Genomic DNA, 18,178 nt, shown 5'->3' with positions numbered 1-18,178 from the left:
AAATAAATACGCCAACTTGCGCCCACGCGGGTGTGTAATAGAGAAGTACCCGACAAAGGTTCGGCCGCCATCGACCCAACCCCTGCTGGGCGGAGGCGTAATGGCGCAGTTTGATGTCCACGACGACCGGACGGAAAGTCGTGTCGCCCGCATTGTCGCGATTGGTGCATCTGCAGGGGGCATTCACTGCCTGCACGAAGTTCTGCCTCAGCTCCCACTGATTCCTGACTGCTGCATTCTGGTCGTGGTTCATCTTGCTCCTCTGCATCGCTCGTTTTTACCGCAGATTCTCGGTCGCCATGGGAGCTGGATGGTGAAGCAAGCTCAGGACGGTGAAACGATACGCACGGGCGTGATCTATATTGCTCCTCCCGATTTGCACCTTGTATTATCTGGTGACCGTTTGCAGTTGCTTTCTTCAGCGCATGTACGCATGCAGCGTCCGTCAGTGGACGTGTTATTCAAATCCGTCGCCGAAGGGCGAGGGGCTGCGGCGATCGGTGTGCTGCTTTCCGGCGCCGGTCGTGACGGTTCCGAAGGTCTGCGCTCCCTGAAGAAGCTGGGCGCGTCGACCATTGTGCAAGATCCCGCCGAGGCCATGTTTCCTTCCATGCCCTTTCATGGAATCGAAACCGGCTGTGCGGATTTCATCATGCAGGCGCGACTCATCGCGCCGAAGATTTCATCGCTCTGCTCTCAAGGGTGAGTCGTGAAGCTGGATGAGCTGTTGCACTTCCTCGCGGAAGAGCGCGATTTAGACCTGCGAGGCTACAAACCGACGACGCTGGAGCGCCGCATCCGCAAGCGCATGGGCCAGCTCTCGCTCGGGGACTACGACGCTTATCTCGAACACATTCGCGCGCATCTTGACGAGACCAATGAACTTCTCGACACCATTCTCATCAACGTCACGGAGTTTTTTCGCGATCCAGCGGCGTGGGATGTGATCGCCGAAGACATACTGCCCTATTTGCTAAAGCGCCTGCGCACGGGCGACAGCTTTCGCGCGTGGGTCGCCGGCTGCTCGACCGGTGAAGAGGTCTATTCGCTCGCGATCCTCATAGCCGAGTACTTCGGGCCCAGGATCTCGGAGTTCGATATCAAAATCTACGCGACAGATGTGGATGACGACGCGCTCAACGTCGCTCGCCGCGGTGAATATGCGCCGGAGCGCCTGCGTAGAGTACGTCCGGAGTGGCGGCACAAATACTTTTCCAACGTTAAGATCCCCCGCGTGAATCGCGATATCCGCCGCATGTTGATCTTCGGCCGCAGCGACCTCGCGCAGGATGCGCCGATCTCGCATGTACAAATCATCGTCTGCCGCAACGTGCTCATCTATTTCGATTCGATCACGCAGACGCATATTCTCAACCGGCTGCACTATGCCCTCGATCCCGGCGGCATACTGTTTTTAGGAAAATCTGAATCTAAGTTGAGCAACTCGACGATGTTCCGGCCCGTCGATTCCAGGTGGAGGATCTTCCGGAAAGATCACTTGCAGCCAGGCGGAGATATTCCTCGACTCTCCGCCGGCAGGAGCAATGGAGCCATGGCTTCGGAAGACGGTTCGACGAAAGACCATGAAGTAGCGAAGATCAAACTCTATTACGGCGCTCTGCTGGAAGTTTTGGAGCCGGGCGTCTTCGCGCTCGATGCCAATGACATTTTGATCTCCGACAATAAATCTGCTCTTGAATTGTGGGGCCTCTCGGGCAGCAAGCTCGTCGGGCAGCACATTGCCGATTCGGCATTGGGCAGGCAGTGTCCTGAACTGGTGCAGAAGGTCGAAGAGAGTCATCGCAATCCCGATCAGCCGATGAAGTTCGAGTGCCCAGTCAAGATCAACAACGAAAATCGCATGCTGGCCATTACCGTGCGGCCGGTCAACGGAGAGAGCGGTCAGCGCGTAGGCACGCTGGTTTATGCCGACGATGTGAGTCATCGCGAGAAGCTTCAGACCACCATTGAACAACTCGAAGCGACCGGCGAAGAGCTTCAATCAGCCAACGAAGAGCTGGAAACCACGAACGAGGAACTCCAATCGACCAATGAAGAATTAGAGACGACCAACGAAGAGTTGCAATCTACCAACGAAGAGCTGGAGACCACCAACGAAGAGCTGCAGTCGCTCAATGAAGAACTCGAGAACATGAATGAGGAGCTCGAGTTCCGCACGCGCGAACTTGACAGTTTGAACAGCCGCTACGCGGAGACGCTGGAGCGAATGCCGTGGGCCGTCATGGTGCTCGACAGCGAAGGTCGAGTGCAATTCTGGAACAGCGCCGCCCATAAACTATTCGATCTGGAGGCGCGCTCGGTGGTGGGACTCGAATTAGCTCAGCTTCCCATCGACACGAATCTTCGTGCCGCGCTCGTGCGCCGGAGCAAGGCTATCGGCGAGCGTAATTCACCAATCCTGCTGCGCAATCAGCATCTCAACTCCGGTCGTTCCAAAATGGCATTCGATGTCCATCTCACGCAGCTGAATCGCGATGGCGGCAAACCCAGCCTGCTGCTGATGTTTGCTCCGCAGCAGCCGGGAATGGAAGGGGGCAATTCGACTGGCCAGCGCCCTGCTCAGAAATCTGGGAAATCGAAGAACATGGCAAACGGTGGGAAGAAGAGTGCGATAAAGGCTGGGAAGAAGGCGCGCTAGATTGTCCAATCTTGCGCCCTGCCTAAGTCGGTCCGGCGGCTTCGCGGCTGCTTCGATGGAAAGAAGCAGATCGAAAGCAATCCAGGCAGAGCCGAGTTATCATCCCAATGAACATGGACAGCGGCCCATACACAACGAACAAAGTGGAAGCGTTACGCCGTCGTTCCCGTGCATTGCGCCAAAAAGCTACCGCAACCAGAGCAGAGACTCGGAAGCTCATCAATGAGGCTGTGGCGGCAATCAAGCAGCACAAACCCGATTCCGCGGAGAAAACACGGAAAGCTGCTTGACTGACCGATTCACGCGCTTTGCCGGCAGGGCGTTGCATCACCGATGCGATGGCCTTACTCCCGATTCGGGAGCCGCAACGGTTGCGCTAAAGAGTAAGCCCGGAAGCGCTTGCGACTCAGCGAGTCAGGAGTGAATTCATGGGCACTCCGGTCTGGCTCTGCTGCGCTACTCCGTCCAGATCGCTTAGCTTCTGAAACGCTACCGCCCGCATTTCCGGATTGGAGCTTTCGTCAATATAAAGACGGTATTCAGCTGCTGCCATTTGCGGCTGATGCAGTGCCTCATAGGCTGAGGCTGCTATTAAATGCACGGTATCCCAATTCTGATGGTTGAGGCGATGTGCTGACTGGGCCGCGCGGATGGCGTCCTCATATCGGCCTAGTTTTAAATAAGCATCGGCTTCCATTCCGTAGACATCGGCGTGATCGCGTGAGCCCGCGCGAAATCGCTCGAGGAGACTGATCGCGGCATCGTACTGCTTCTCCAGCATGCAAAGCTTCGCCAGATTCATGAGCGCTGCCTTGCTGCGCGGGTTCAATTCGACGGCCTTTTCAAAATACTGCCGTGCGGCAGAGCGGTTCTTTTGCTGATCGGAGATCACTCCCAGAACGTTGTAGGCACGCGACAGCTTGGGGTCGAGCCTGGTTACTTCTACAAAGTCCTTTTCTGCCTCTTCCAGGTCGCCATGTTGAAGCGCGGCAAAGCCTTTTTCGAACCGTTCGCGCGCCTTTCGCGGGACGCGGAGGTCCTCGACATCGAGGTCGTCCTCGACTAACTGGTTTTTCGCATCGGCATGCCCAAGGATGCTTACGCGCAGTTCACATGCTCCCGATTCGGGAACGTGCAGCGGGCCGGAGGTTACGAAGTTAGTTCCTTCGCCGGTTTGCACGCGGTAATCTCCGGGCGCAAGGGGAGGCAAAAACACATTGCCGTCAAAGGGGACCTTCATCTCTGAAAGCCGCCGCTCGCCGGCAAATACCTGCAGTTTCATGTTCGCAGGAAGAGAACCGCTGGAGATGTTTACCTGCACGTGGCAGACTCGAGGTTCCGATTTAGAACCGAACGAAAGAGTCGAGACGAACAGCAGCAGAATCGCGAAACATACGGCGCAACGCATTGCGGGAGCCCTCGCCTGAATGACGGGCTCCGCAGCAGGTCGATAGTTACTCTGTGATTAGTAGTCGTTCTCGAGTGATATCTGCCGTGTAAACAGCTATGTCCGAAAAATACGTCTTCGTCCCGTGCTGTTCCACGCTCAACACAAGTTTGAGTTCGAGGGATTGAAACAAAACCCATTCAGTGCGCCTACATAACCGCGGGTTGCGCCGGGGCTGATGTCGCTAACTGATCGAAGAGCTTTTGCGGGCCTGCCTGTGGCGTGAGTGGGAGACGCACTCGCAGCCGGGCGCCCTGGCCAAAGCTGGTGAGTTCAAGCGATGCGCGCTCACCGTAGAGAAGGGCGAGGCGCTCAACTGTGTTGCGCAGGCCGATGCCACTACGCGTCTTCCAATCCGGCCGGACCGGTGGGCCATCGTTGTAGATACTGATCACCAGATCGGACCCATCCACGCGCGTTGAGATTTCCAGCCGGCAGTCTCCACGTGTGCGTGCCACTCCATGCACGCACGCGTTTTCGACCAGCGGCTGCAGGAGCATGTTCGGCACGCGAGCTTCGAGGGTGTCATCAGCGATATCGATTTCCAGCTTCAACCTTGAGCCGAAGCGGATGCGTTGGATTTCGAGATACTCCTCGGCAAGCTCGACTTCTTCGAGCAGGCCGATTTCGCGGCTGTCATCGCGAGCGAGAGTCAGGCGAAGCAGATTGGCGATGCGAGAGAGCATCTGGTCGGCCGCTCCGGGATCGCGGTGGAGCAGGCACGATACCGAGTTCATGGCGTTGAACAGGAAGTGTGGATTCAACTGTGCGCGCAAAGTCTGCAGCTTGGATTCCATCAACGCGTGCTGCAGCCGGAAAGTCTCCTGCTGTCCGCGGCGGTAGTTGCGGTAGTACTCGATAGAAGCCAGCAGAGCCAATATGGTGAAGTACTCCACCATATTGGGAATGAACTCAGCCCGGAGATTCAGCCTCAGACGGCTTTGAATGCTCATGTCCTGAATGCCCAGGCGCGTGATGGCCACGCCGCCGATGTAAGCAAATGTAGCTACCGGAGCGTTTACAGCCGCGATCGCAATGTGTGCAGCCAGGTCACGCTTCCATTTCGAACCCTGAAGCGAAAAGACCCGCATCAACTGCCAGATGCCGATTGCAACCAGGCACCAGACGTAGCAGTCGATGAGCTGATTAGCTGCCTCCATGCTGAAGTAGTTTCGAGGCTTGTTCCATTGCTTGAGCACCTGGTAGGCCTGCCAGCCCATGCCCAATCCAAAGGTGGTCATGATGCCGAACAGGTAGGCGACAGGAAAAACGAAAACACCGTGCCTCGGCGATTTGGCCTGCGCCTTTGACTTATCATTGGCGAGGGAAGTGCGCGATGCGCTCGCAGCTGTTTCGCTCATGGTATCTCCATTGGACGGCCCAACCGGCAGCTTAGTCATCTTAAGCGTGGGCTTGGCTCGGTGCAGATGAGCATCTACAAGTCGTCCCTTAAAAATCGGCATTCGTCCCAGAGAGAGGGTTCGCAGCAAGTTGTTTGTAGCTTCCAAGGGTGAGCGCAATTGTGGAAAGCATGAACCGCCGAAATGTAGGTGGCAGTTCAGAGTGAGACGACGCGCTCAAGATCTTAGAAAAAGCAATCCCTTTGACACTGTCATTCCTCGCGCCGCCGCGATACAGCATGAATTTCCAGGCTTTGGTTGCGGCGCGGGGAACCTGCTGTTTACGGTCGGACGAACAGCAGTCCCCCGGAGCGCAACCCAAGGATGCGAGAATCCACGTTTCATCTAGGCGCTCCGAAGGATGACAGTGACGAGAGGCCGGGTACCTCCAAAACGCAAATCGCTTAAAAATAAGAGCGATTACATTTGCTCGCGCAGAGTTTTCTCGATTACCAATTTCTCCTGCAGGAGCGCTGCGAGCGCCGTCACATCATTCTTGCGCTCGGCATCGGCGATGCTGGTGTTGAGCTCGCGCTTGCGGCGCTCCATCCTACGCCGACGCAGGGCCTCAATCGCCGATTCGATGAGCTCCTGCGTGAGTTCGTCTGTCTCGTGCATGAGAATGGAGGCGAGCAGGCGTTGTTCCGATTCAGGAATTGGAGAGTCCGGAGAAGGTGACAGGAGAAGCTGCAGCAGCGATTCGGTTGTCAGGTTGTCGGTCAGGTTTTCCGACATCAAGATGTCGGCGACCGCGCTTTGCAGATCGCCGAGTTCGGCGGGAGCGCCTGGCGCAAGCAGGCGCACTACGATCTTCTCGGCTTCGCTTACCTGGGGTTCCGGCGCAGGCTTGAATTGCACTCCGCGATTGGTCGCCGCGTGGCGCAACTCCTGCCGGACCAGAGCGGAATCGATGCCGAGCTTTTGCGCAACGTCGTTCGCAAGTTCATCGCGAATGATGGCCTGCGGAACGCGTCGGATATAAGGCAACAGATAATTGACTGCCTTAGCTTTGCCCTCGGGCGTTTTAACCGGGAAGGTGGCCGCTGCGCGGGTGATGAGGTACGGGAAGTATTTCGGCGCCTGCATCAGCGCCTCGCCGTACGCCTTTGCTCCCTTGCGCCGAATGAACAGATCGGGATCGAAGCCTGCATCAAGCGTCATGACTTTTACTGCAAAGTCTTCTTCGATGAGCATGGCGAGAGAACGCTCGGTGGCGGCTGCGCCGGCCGTATCTGGATCGAAGTTGACGACCACCTGTTTCGCAAACCGCCCGAGCAGCCGCACCTGTGCTTCGGTAAACGCCGTTCCCGAAGTGGCAATTACGTTTTGAAAGCCGGCCATGAATACCGAAATGCAATCGACGTTTCCTTCCACCAGAATGGCATAGCCAAGATGGCGGATCGCTTCCTTCGCCTTATCGAGGTTGAAGAGCACTCTGCCCTTGGAATAGATGGGGGTTTCCGGAGAATTGAGGTACTTCGGGCCGGATTTTTCCGTAGCTTCCAAAATGCGGCCGGTGAAGGCTATGATCTTCCCCTGCTCGTTGCAAATCGGGAACATGACGCGATTGCGAAACTTGGAATAAAGAGCGGAAGGGGAAATATCGCTTCTTACTTCACCCGATGACCCGATGGCCCGATCACCCGATGCCGTGTCTTCTTGCTTCCACGACATCAATCCAGAGAGTCGCAGCATTTCTTCATCTGCCGAGCCGCGCAGCCGATCGCGCAGCAGGAATCCCGAATCGGGAGCGAACCCAATGCGGAAGCGGCGAATCGTATCTTCACTGAGCCCGCGGCCGGCCAGATACTCACGGGCCCGCGCGCCTTCCGGGCGGCGAAGATACTCTTCAAAGAAGGCGCAGGCTTTCTCGTGCAGGTCGAGCAGAATGCCGCGCTGCTTGGCATCGGCGGCCTCGCCAGGGCCGGAGTAGGCCTGTCGCGGCACCGCCACTCCCATTTTTTCCGCCACCCGCCGTATTGCTTCGGGAAAGCTGATGTTTTCAATTTGTTGAATGAAGCTGAAGACGTCGCCTGAGGCGGAACAACCAAAACAGTGGTAGAACTGCCGCGTCGCGTGGACGGAGAACGATGGCGATTTTTCCTTGTGGAAAGGGCACAACCCGGTGAAGTTCTGCGCACCGGCCTTCTTGAGCTGAACATAATCGCCGATAATGCGGACAATATCCGTCTGCTGCTTGAGATCCTGAGCGAAGTTGAGAGGCGTGGACACTGCAGAATGATTGGACTGTTCCTATCGATTACGACAGCTCATCTCCGGCATGTCAATCTGGATTGCCGAGAACGTTTGTGGAAAAGAGCGCTGAAACCGCGACTCGCTGATTTAACCTCTTCATTCCGCTAGAATCCGAGCTTGGCGCGAACGCCGAAGTTTGCCACGTCTGCAGCCGCATGAAGATCGTCACCTCCGCAGAGATGCGGGAAATCGACCGCCTCACAACCGAGAAGCACCACGTGCCCTCGCTCACGCTGATGGAGAATGCGGGAACGGCGGTCGCCCGCTTCGTTCTTCGCCAATATCCCGAGTCAAAGCGCGTTCTTGTGATTTGCGGTAAAGGAAACAACGGCGGCGATGGCTTTGTAGCTGCGCGCAAGATGCAGGAAGCGGGCCGGGCGGTCGCGACCGTGCTGCTGTCGGCTCCGCAGGAAGTAAAAGGCGACGCGGAACAGATGCTCAAGCGTTTGCCGTCGCCCCCGGCTTGTATCCATCGACTGCAAGAGGCAGACGCGCTTTCTGACTTGTGTGACAAAGCCGATGTGATCGTCGAGGCGATTTTCGGTACTGGGTTCCGTCCTCCGCTTCCCGAACTGGCTGCCAAAGTGGTCGCCATTATCAACTCAGCGCGTGCACCGGTAGTTTCCGTCGACGTACCCTCGGGCATCGATTCAAATTCGCTTGCTCTGGAACAACACGGCGCCTGCCGCAGCAATGCGATCGTGACATTCACCGCGCCTAAGCCGGGAATCGTGTTCTCGACGCTAACCTCGGGACCGATTGTGGTTGCCGATATAGGATCGCCATCCGAAATCATTCACTCCGGTTTGGGAATCGAATGGAATGATCCGTCGCCGCTTCTCACTGAGGTACGCCGCCTGAATTCCAATAAGGGCTTATACGGCCATGTGCTGGTGATCGGCGGATCGCTTGGGAAGACCGGCGCACCGGTGATGGCCTCACTTGCTGCGCTTCGGGTTGGCGCGGGTTTAGTAACGTGCGCTGTTCCGGAAAGGCTCCTTCCCATCATTGCAAGCTTCATTCCCGAGCTGATGACAGAGCCCTTGGAAGATAACGCCGTCGGCGTGGCGAAGCGTGCGTTCGAGGACCCGGATTATAGCTCTCTCGTCCACGGCAAAAACGTGGTAGCGCTCGGCCCGGGAATGGGACGCGACCATGATACTGAGGCCGCAATTCACCGCTTCACCGAGCGATGCGAACTCCCGCTCGTCCTCGATGCAGATGGCCTGAATGCTTTCCAGGGAACGAATCTGAAATTGCTGGATGGCGCGACCCGCCCGTTGGTGCTTACACCTCATCCTGGCGAGATGGCCAGGATGCTCTGCAAATCTGTTCCGGAAATCGAAGCAGATCGTATCGGAATAGCGCGTGCGTTTGCCACTCGGGCGAAAGTCGTTCTCGTGCTGAAGGGATGGCGAACGCTGATCGCAGATCCTAACGGACGCATCTGGGTAAACACCACGGGCAATCCTGGATTGGCAAAGGGCGGCAGCGGCGATGTGTTGACAGGCATGATCGCGGGAATGATCGCGCAGTATCCTCAACAAATTTCCGACGCGGTTCGCGCTGCTGTCTATCTGCATGGCTTGGCCGCCGATTGCGCGCTGACGGCGCAAACGGAACGCACGATGCTGGCGACAGACGTAATCGCAGCGTTCCCGCAGGCGTTTCGCCTTATTCAGCAGTACGACGAGTTCACGTGGATTCAGGGCGGAGCGCAGCGCAGGTGAAGGTTGCGCGCGAATTCATTACCAACTCAGCCGAGGAAACAATTTCTGCCGGTCGAGAACTCAGCGCGTCCTTGCATGCGGGTCAGCTTGTCGTTCTTCGCGGCAATCTCGGCGCCGGCAAAACTACGCTCGTCAAAGGCATCGCTGAAGGTTTTCGCGCTGCGCCGGAGGAGAACGTCACTAGCCCTACATTCAACTTAGTACATGAGTATCGCGGTCCAGATGTAACTCTCTTCCACATCGATCTGTACCGAATCGATACAAGCCGCGAGTTGATGGCCCTCGCCATCGACGATCTGCGATCAGAACCCGGTGCGATTTTGCTCGTCGAATGGGGAGAGAAATTCGGAGAGATTCAAAGCCAGAGCGATGGTGAGGTCGCGATTGAGGTTCTCGGTGAAACACAGCGATGCGTGAGCCTTCGCATTTCATAGTGGTTTTTCACCAGAGAGGCATGGAGCAACTCTTTATCGGTCCGAACCGGTGCTTTTTACCGTAAAGAAGCCCTGGGATCTCGTCAATGCTGGATAGAGGAACGGCAACTCAACGTTCACGCACTGGAAAGCTCGTAGGCTCCATAGGGATTCCTCCGCCAAATCAGGCGTTCGGAATGACAAGCAGGAGAATTCTCCGTGTCTCTGTGGCTCCGTGGTGAACAGGCTTTTACTTGGTTCCCTTCCACAGCGACTCCAGCGCGTGGCGGTAGAAGCGGCTGCAGGGGAGTTCTTTCCCGTTTCGCAGCGAGACCATGAACTCGCCGTTATTGCATGGCTGCAGTTCTTTAATCTTGCTGACGTTCACGATGAAGGAGCGGTGAATGCGGATGAACTGCGACGGATCGAGCTTGTCGGCCATTCTGCCGATCGATTCACGAAACAGATAAGCATTCTTTCCGGCAACGTGCAGGCGGACATAGTTTGCTGCCGCCTCGATCCAATCGATTTCGTCGATCTGGATAAACACGACTCTGCCACCTGACTTGATAATGAGCCGGTTCTCCGGGGGCCGTCGCGCCGCATTCAGCAGGTTCGCGAGATTTTCATTCACTGCGCCCTTTGCGGACTTGCTCATCTCGTTGCGCGCGCGTTCCAGTGCGCGGTGCAAACGCTCCTGATCGAAAGGCTTCAGCAGATAATCCAGCGCGTGCTCGTCGAAGGCTTGCAGAGCATAGCTGTCGTAGGCTGTAGTAAAAATCACGATGGGGCGCTCATTCGCAGGCAGATCGCGCAGAACATCGAAACCGGTACCGCCTTCCATTTCGATATCGAGGAGCAGAACGTCGGGCCGTTGTGTGCGGACCGCGTGCAGTGTGTCCTCGAGGCCACTACATTCAGCCACGATCTGCACTTCCTGCTCGTGATCGAGCAGCATGCGCAGTTTTTCGCGTGAAAGCGGTTCATCGTCGGCGATTATTGCCCGCATCCTTGGAGCAATCACCATATTGATATGCCCCTCCGAAGTAGTTGACAGTCCCACAGCAGCCTCCGCGCCCGGCTCTTACCAGGTCGTATTGATTTCGTTTAGTTGCACGTATCGCGCCCGTACTAACCGACTGTTCGCATTTTGGACGACGAAAGTTCGATTTTGTCCCTATGCAGGGACGAATCGTCGCATTTTAGGTACTACGGTCGATTGTTGTCTTTTTCGGGTTTGGGCGCCGGCAGACTTGGACGACAACCATCAGAATCCGGCAAGAACTGCCAGGCGGAATCACGACTGATTGAGAGCATTCCGCGGCGGGCTAGTGTTCGCAGGCGAATTCTTGCTGTCCAGAATTGGGCAGCCCCCAAGAGCAGCGTTCAGCCGGTCCACGAAAAACGAGGCGGTGGGAAATCTCCCACCGCCTGGTGATTACTTCTGCGAGGCTAGAAAATAATTTTCGCGCCCACTTCGATTCTCCGTCGATCGATGCCGGAGAAGACCGAATTGGCCTGAGGCGGGTTGCCGCCGTTGCTATTGAAGAACGTGTTGCCGAATGAGCCCTGCGCATCTGCGAAGTTGCCATCATCGATGACGGGATCGGGAACACCTCGGTATTGGCGATTCATCACGTTGTAGGCCACGCCGCGGAGTTGCATCGTGAATCTTTCCGAAAGCTTAAAGTTCTTAAGCACCGAAAGATTCAACTGGCTGATGGTGTCGCCGCGTACGCTGTTGCGTCCACTGCCTCCGAACGGCGTACCCAGCACTGTGGCTGCATTCACATCGTTAATGATCCAATGAACAGCGCTGTTGCTGATAGGCGCGCCGGTGTAGTAGTTCACCAGTTGCAAGCCGTCGGTGTAGGCTCCGACCGTGTCCACAGGCGCGTTCGGATTGCTCACGATTGGACGGCAGTTTGAAACCTGAGTACTAAAGGCTCCAGTTGGATCACAGAGTGTGGCGGAGATAGCGCTTGTAGCTGGGCTCGTCGCCAGACTGCTTCCCGGCGTCTCCACCGGCGTATACGGCTGTCCGCTGGTGTAGCGATAGGCCGGATTGATCTCCCAACCTCCCAGCAGATGCCCGAGAATGCCATGCTGATCGGAGAAGAACGGCAGCTCATACAACAAGTACACGGTCGCAATGTGCGGATAATCGATCCCGCTGTTCGCGCGCTCGGCTGCCGTCACATTGAACGGGTTCTGCGGATAAGCCAGGGTGCTGCCGCCGCCCAGACTGTTGAACACCTCACTTGAGGTATCAATGGTGTGGCTGTACGTGTAGGTCGCACCGGCGGTGATGCCTTGCCATCCCTGCACGTCCAGGCGTGTCTGCAGGCCGTTGTAGTAAGACATTCCCACATTGGCACGCGAAAGGATACGTGTGCGATCGCAGTTCGCGTATCCCACAGCAAACCCTGGAGTGCCGGCCGTAGTGCAGGGCGTCAGTCCTGAGGGAATTACGTTCGAGTATCCTGCGGCGATGAGCGGACCAAGAGCGGGATTTACATCGAGGTCCTGGAACAAGCCGACGCCGTGATTGCCCACATAGCGAGCTTCGCCCACGATCCTGGATCCAAACTGCCGTTGAACGCCAAAATTCCACTGCTCGGCGTAGGGATTGTGAAGATTGGGTGCGACGATCGTTTGCTTGCGTGTTCCCGGATCAACGCCGCGGGCGATCAGGCCAAGGTCAGCAGAGCGAACATCGGCGCCATTTCCCGAAGCGGGCAAGCAGTTCGGGCAATTGGTCACCTGGCCAAGATTAATAAATGGAGCGCCGCCGGCAACATTCGTAAAGAGGTTATAGAACTCAGGATCATAGGCAATTCTGAATCCCCCGCGAATGACGGTAGCATTGTTTCCGAACCAGCCGCCGCTCGGCGAATAGGCAAAGCCCAGAACTGGCGCAAAGTTTTTCGATGCGATCGGAATCGCCGGAAGCGTTCTACGTGAAAGTGGAAGGCTCTGGTTCCAGAAGGCGGTCGAGGGATTGGTCTCGCGCTGCACAGTAATGTCATGCAGCACATTGATCGCCTGCGAAGCGATCTCATAACGCAGACCCAGCGTGAGCGTCAGATTGCTGCGCAGCTTCCAGTCATCCTGAAGATAAAAGGCGCCATCGTTCTCCAGGAAGGTTTCGCTTGGAGGACCATCCGCAAAGAGGAACGAGGAGGCAGTGTTGCTGATGAAGTCGCTCTGCTGGCCCGACTTGCAGCTCGCCAAGCAGGAGAAGGTAAACACGCCGGCTGAGTTCGGCAGGAAGAAGTTCGGCTGATTCTGCCGCGCGAATTCTCCTCCGAACTTGATCGCGTGCGTTCCGATTTGTTTCGTCGCGTTGTCCTGGACTTGATAATCGATTACATCTCGGCCCTGGGGAAAGCCGGTAGGCTCGCCGAATCCGAGCGTGTTATCGCTGAAAGTGACCTGGGTCGGGCACTTGGTGAAGTTGCCTCGGTTGCAATCTGGGAATCCGCCGTTCTCGAATCCGACGGTCGTATTGTTGTAGCTGAACCGCGCCTGGTTGATGAGCGTCGGCGAAAAAGTATGCGCCCAATCCGCGCCGATCTGATACGTCTGGGCAGGAATATCGACAAACTGTCCCGCCGCCACTCCGGCGAGGTTGGTAGTCGCTACGTTCGTGAATAACTGCTTCTGGTAGATATAGCGGCCAAAGATCTTGTCATTTTGGGAAAGCTGATAATCGAGGCGTCCCGTTCCCTCGTAATCGTTGGAGATCGCATCGACGTTGCGGGTAACGGTCGCGAACTCAATCGGAACGCCATCCACGAACTGGGTCTGTGGCGCTCCAACAGTGAGGGTGCCTTTCGTGACCGCGAGGGGCCCAACTGCCTTTAGGGCAGCAACCGCGGCGTTGTTGGGGAACGCTGCAGCCAATTGCGCAAGACCGTTCGCCGTGGGCGTGAGCTTACCGCCTGAGGAAGCAAGCGTCGGTCCGGTGCGAATTGGCTCGATATTTGCTGATCCAAAGAACCAGAGCTTATCTTTGACGATTGGCCCACCGATCGTGCCCCCATAGCGGTTATCAACGTTTCGCGGGACTACAGCTTTTGTGCAGGATGGTGTGAAGTCGGTGGCGCTGCCTTCCGCAACGCCCTTCGGACAAACGCCGAACAGTGGTGACTTGTCCTGATTGGCTAGTGAGTCGAGCCAATTGCCGTTGTAAATCTCATAGGCCGATCCATGGAAATTGTTGGTTCCCGATTTGGTAATATAATTCACTACCGTTCCGGTGTTGCGTCCGTACTCCGCGCTGTAGTTCGTCAGAACCTGGATTTCCGCAACTGCGTCCTGATTCCCGAAAAAGATCAGCGGGCCGCCGATTGAGGTGTCGTTGTTGCTCTGCCCGTCGAGCTGGAAATTGTTATTGCGAGCGCGTTGACCGTTAGTGCCGAACTGCGCACCTCCTTGATTGCTGAATCCGGAATCGCCGGCGGGAGCTACGCCCGGGGTGAACAAGGTCACAATATCGAGGCCATTGCCAACCGGAAGGTCGGCCAGCTTTTTGGTCTGAAAGCTTTCGCCAATCTGCATCGTATCGGTTTGCAGAATCGGCGCACTCGCTTCGACTGTGACAGACTCCTGCGTGGAGGCTACTCCCAAAGTTTGCAGACCAACCGAAGTTGCTCGTCCGGCGTTGGTCGCGACATTGTTGATTTGCGTCTTGCTGAATCCTGAAGCTTCAATGGTCACGTTGTAGGTGCCTACCGGCAGGCCGCGAATCTCGAAGGCACCTACAGAGTTTGTCCTTCCCGTAAATGCCGTATTAGTCCCAATCTGGACCGCGGTCACCGCGGCATTCGGAATCACCTGTTGCTGTGGATCCTGCACACTGCCGGAAATCGAACCTGTCGTAATTCCCTGGCCAAATGTCAGTGAGGAAAGTAGGAGCAGCAAAATAGAGAAGCTGGCGATCGCGCTCGCGACTCTCGCGAGCGCACTTTCAAAACTTTTGCAACGCAGTGTCATTCGATTCTTCTCCTGAGCTTTTCTTGCGCTCTGGGAGGAAGGTGCATCCGCGCTGCCGTAACAGGTGACAAAAAGTGGGACGAGAGATGGAAGGTGAACTGTTAGGGACGAGAGGGGCAATCTTGGTCACGACTACACTTCAGCGTCTCCCATCTGTACCGACGAGTAGGTACTCAGACTGTGCATTTCAATATGAGTTTTCGTACATCCTGCAAACGAGATATGAAAAGTCGGAGGGTTCAAATGAGACGGAATTGGGTCTACTGATTCCGACGTCGGACAGAAATCGACTGTACAAAGTTGATGACCTTGGCGAAGCCGGTGCTCTAACCGGATCAATCGCGGATGAAGTACGGATTCTCATCTATTCCAATTCCGCAGCGATGACAAACTCCTGCGCGTCGGCGTACCACTCGATTCTGAGCACGTTGGGTTTGCAGCAAACTTGGCAGTCTTCTATATAGCTCTGTCTGGACCCATTACTTGGATCGACGAAGGTTTTGTTCCATTCGCCGCACCCTGCGCATTGGAACCCGGACTTCACAGTGCATTTATTTTTACGCTGCGGCGCCGGAGCAGAGGCCAATCCGTTTAAGCTCACGCCATTTCATGCGAGGAGCAGTTCGCTGACCGGCGAGGAAATTAGAAGTCGCTAAGTTCGACGATTCAGTTGCAGGCTTGGATCGCAAAGTGCGGCAGCTTAGCGCATAGCGAGGGCCTTATCTGGCTTCTTGCTCCCGCAGTTTCCGATCCCGCGCTCGATGGCTGTTCCTTCTTCGTAATCATTCCACGTGACGATCATCAGGAACGGCAACGGGCGATCGGCCGGAAAGTAGCGGCGATAGAGATTGAGCGAATCCTCAAGCGTTTTACCGCAGCGGGCGTCCATTTTGCGACCTGAGCCCCATTCTGCCTTGGAGTCATCGAAACCCGGCCACGCGGCGCCAACCGCGATCTTGTCTGGCTCATCGGCCAGGCGTTTGTAGAAGTTTTCGAGATAAGTGCGGCCCCAGTTGCTGCCGTCGCGTGACCACCCTTTTTTGCCGGGCGAGACCCACGCGTAATAACCGTCGAATGCGCCCCAATTCTTGGCGTCGCCATCTTCGTATAGCAGCACCGGCGGCTGTTCCCATCCGCCTACCGCCTGCTTCACGCGCTTCCAGTCTGTGTCTCCCGATTTGGGAAAGATGAAGATCATCGGGCGACCGTCGAAGGTCAGGTAAGCATCGCGAGGGACAGTTGCATGGGGGCCGATGTAGTGCTCATAGGCGTACTGCAGATCGGAGATCGCCTGCTCAGTCGCCCGGCTTGGATCATCCACGCTCTCGTCGTACATGATTGCCGTCTTGAAGTCGTGCTCGGCGGAAACCTGCTGCAAGGCGGCATAGCTGTGATTCTCGAAATCGTGGGACGGACCATACCAGTTCACGATGAAGGCTTTGATATTCAGGTCCTTCGCGTGCTCAACCTGATTCGCCAGCACGTTCGGATCTTGCGAGTTGTAGCCGACGTCGATGTGCCCACTGCGTCCGAACCAGGGCTGATAAGCAGCAATGATCTGCGGACTTCCCTCGGGTGAGGCGACCTCCGAGCGCAGAGTCCTCGCAATGTCAGTGCGCTTCGACCCTGCGCATCCACTGATTGCTAACAGCGAGAGAAGAAGAGTTGATGCCAAATAACGAGACAGAAATTCCATAAGTAGTGCGTACGATTCCGCGAAAAGATTGAGCAGCAGCTCCGTTATTTGGATGAGAAATGATCGAGATACGTTGGACAGGGTTTGTAGAGGGGACTGGCAAGTGCCGACGTAAGTCGGGAAAACGTGTATGACGAAAATGATCGAGCCCCCGGCAGGAATTTGCTGCGGTGCTCTTGATTAAGTCCCACGGCGCAATCCGAAGAGCTGTTTCAGCGGCTAAAAGCGCCTTTGCGGCAACGGCACAGCTCCGCTCGGGCCGTGCCGTTGCGAACGTTCCTTTTGCCTACGCCGGCGTTCGCTCCGACGGTAATTCAGCCGATCAAGTCCGCAATGCGTAGATCGTCACCACGATAAGCCTACATTGTCCAACCAGACAGAGACGTTTCCGCCCGAGGCATTCAGATCCGCCTGGAAGGCAACGTCGAGGCCGCTGCCGGACTGGCCGAGGCCGTCGAACGCCATGCCCACATCATGCCGATTGCCATCGAGCGTAACTGCGATGAAATGCGCCTGTCCTCCACTGCGCTGGAACTCCCAAGTGAGGTGATGCCAAGTACCGGCTTCCGGCATCGGGCAGCCGATTCCGGTAGAAGCCCAGGTGTGCGCCGGACCGTTCCACACCCGCCAGGTGCCGGTACCGCGGAAGTCACACTCTGTGCCGAAGATGTACCTGTTTCCATTCGCCGTCTGATTGACGTCAAATTCGAGCGCCTGGGCACTGGAAGTGGAATCGATATAGAAGTCGAGATCGTAACGAAGGTTCTGCGCGTCGTCGTGAGAACCGAGTTCGAGCCAGAAGAGTGCGGCTCCCCATGGCGTGCCGCCAATGTCGAAACGCGTGGAAGTCCCACTCAGTGAAGGAGAGCTAACCCCTCGCTGCATTCCATGAGCGGTGTGCGGACCATTGCCGGCATCGCCGGCGCAGACGTCGCAATCATCCCAACCTCCCTGGGTCTGAATTTGCCCGATCGTCGGTGACGGCGCGCTGGGAGCAGGCGCCGGTGCCGGAGCTGGAGGAGTGGCGGGCGCCTGCACCACCACATGCAGCGGAGCCGATTTAAAGGCGCTCCCATTTTGGTCCCAAGCCTGCGCGACTATCGTGTGTGGCCCCGCGGGAAGGTTCAGGCTGGTATTGATCTGAGCTGATTCCGCCTGGAAAGCCACTCCATCGTCTACATACAACTGCATCGAGGTAATGGATGCCTCTCCGGTAGCAGTAGCGGAAACGGCAGTGGGTGAGCTTACGGTTGCGCCCTCGGCTGGGGAGTTGATCACTACTTCAGTCGCGGAGGTTGGAGTCGGCGCAGGGGCCGCAGGCGGATTGCCCGTCGATGTGTCCCCTGTCGAGCTGCCTCCACTCGTGGTGCTGCCGCCAGAGCTTGTGCTTCCGCTCGAGCTGCCTCCAGTCGTCGAACTTCCCGAACTGGAACTGGTTCCCGGGGCAGAGGAGGTTCCGCTGACGCCGGCGCCCGCGCTCGGATTGGTTGTGCCGGCGGAGCCGGCCGATGAGACGTTCGTGTTCGCCGAGCTATCTACGGATTTTGTGTAGGTGCCGGCGCCACCGCACCCGGCGATC

Annotated in this window: 13 protein-coding genes; 5 read left to right on the top strand and 8 right to left on the bottom strand. The window is 56.7% G+C overall.

The genetic code is table 11. The features are described 5' to 3' along the window. Both VFU50_06890 and VFU50_06885 read left to right on the top strand, forming a co-directional pair. The coding region (locus VFU50_06890) for a chemotaxis protein CheB (GenBank protein ID HEU5232569.1) at window positions 1–706 on the top strand (706 nt) is incomplete at its 5' end. A 3-nt stretch (window positions 707–709) separates the two neighbouring features. Beyond that, on the top strand, window positions 710–2,659 hold the full coding sequence (locus tag VFU50_06885; GenBank protein HEU5232568.1) for a CheR family methyltransferase: 1,950 nt from the start codon (window positions 710–712) through the stop codon (window positions 2,657–2,659). 406 nt (window positions 2,660–3,065) lie between these two features. Here the strand turns inward: VFU50_06885 and VFU50_06880 are convergent, their stop codons facing one another. The 3 genes from VFU50_06880 to dnaG all read right to left on the bottom strand — a co-directional run bounded on the left by VFU50_06880 (window position 3,066) and on the right by dnaG (window position 7,738). Beyond that, window positions 3,066–4,067 (bottom strand): tetratricopeptide repeat protein, encoded by a 1,002-nt coding sequence (locus tag VFU50_06880; protein HEU5232567.1) that lies wholly within the window; start codon window positions 4,065–4,067, stop codon window positions 3,066–3,068. 188 nt (window positions 4,068–4,255) lie between these two features. Further along, entirely contained in the window at window positions 4,256–5,467 is a 1,212-nt protein-coding gene (locus tag VFU50_06875) for a histidine kinase (protein ID HEU5232566.1), read from the bottom strand. Between the two features lie 459 nt (window positions 5,468–5,926). Continuing rightward, entirely contained in the window at window positions 5,927–7,738 is a 1,812-nt protein-coding gene (gene dnaG / locus VFU50_06870; GenBank protein ID HEU5232565.1) for a DNA primase, read from the bottom strand. A 179-nt stretch (window positions 7,739–7,917) separates the two neighbouring features. On the opposite strand from dnaG, the gene VFU50_06865 reads away from it, so the two are divergent. Both VFU50_06865 and tsaE read left to right on the top strand, forming a co-directional pair. Beyond that, window positions 7,918–9,492, top strand: coding sequence for an NAD(P)H-hydrate dehydratase (locus VFU50_06865; protein HEU5232564.1), 1,575 nt, complete (start codon window positions 7,918–7,920; stop codon window positions 9,490–9,492). Continuing rightward, on the top strand, window positions 9,462–9,926 hold the full coding sequence (gene tsaE / locus VFU50_06860; GenBank protein HEU5232563.1) for a tRNA (adenosine(37)-N6)-threonylcarbamoyltransferase complex ATPase subunit type 1 TsaE: 465 nt from the start codon (window positions 9,462–9,464) through the stop codon (window positions 9,924–9,926). Before VFU50_06865 ends, tsaE begins: the two co-directional genes overlap by 31 nt. A gap of 229 nt (window positions 9,927–10,155) precedes the next feature. Here the strand turns inward: tsaE and VFU50_06855 are convergent, their stop codons facing one another. The 5 genes from VFU50_06855 to VFU50_06835 all read right to left on the bottom strand — a co-directional run bounded on the left by VFU50_06855 (window position 10,156) and on the right by VFU50_06835 (window position 17,877). Next, window positions 10,156–10,968 (bottom strand): LytTR family DNA-binding domain-containing protein, encoded by an 813-nt coding sequence (locus VFU50_06855; protein HEU5232562.1) that lies wholly within the window; start codon window positions 10,966–10,968, stop codon window positions 10,156–10,158. Window positions 10,969–11,357: 389 nt separating this feature from the next. Beyond that, window positions 11,358–14,903 carry a TonB-dependent receptor gene (locus tag VFU50_06850; GenBank protein HEU5232561.1) on the bottom strand — a complete coding sequence of 1,182 codons (3,546 nt, stop codon included), beginning with the start codon at window positions 14,901–14,903 and terminating at the stop codon, window positions 11,358–11,360. Between the two features lie 364 nt (window positions 14,904–15,267). Next, window positions 15,268–15,447, bottom strand: a complete 180-nt coding sequence (locus VFU50_06845; protein HEU5232560.1) for a CPXCG motif-containing cysteine-rich protein — start codon at window positions 15,445–15,447, stop codon at window positions 15,268–15,270. A gap of 156 nt (window positions 15,448–15,603) precedes the next feature. Next, complete coding sequence (locus VFU50_06840; protein ID HEU5232559.1) at window positions 15,604–16,599, bottom strand: hypothetical protein; 996 nt, start codon at window positions 16,597–16,599, stop codon at window positions 15,604–15,606. Window positions 16,600–16,944: 345 nt separating this feature from the next. Further along, a complete protein-coding gene (locus VFU50_06835) occupies window positions 16,945–17,877 on the bottom strand; it encodes an Ig-like domain-containing protein (GenBank protein HEU5232558.1) in 933 nt (310 codons plus the stop codon). On the opposite strand from VFU50_06835, the gene VFU50_06830 reads away from it, so the two are divergent. Next, the gene (locus VFU50_06830) at window positions 17,798–18,151 is read left to right on the top strand and encodes a hypothetical protein (protein HEU5232557.1); all 354 of its coding nucleotides are present in this window, start codon (window positions 17,798–17,800) and stop codon (window positions 18,149–18,151) included. The genes VFU50_06835 and VFU50_06830 overlap by 80 nt on opposite strands. Window positions 18,152–18,178 lie beyond the last annotated feature (27 nt).

It is taken from the genome of Terriglobales bacterium (assembly GCA_035764005.1).
GTDB lineage: Bacteria > Acidobacteriota > Terriglobia > Terriglobales > Acidobacteriaceae > Gp1-AA112.
This window is presented reverse-complemented; position numbering and strand designations above follow the sequence as displayed.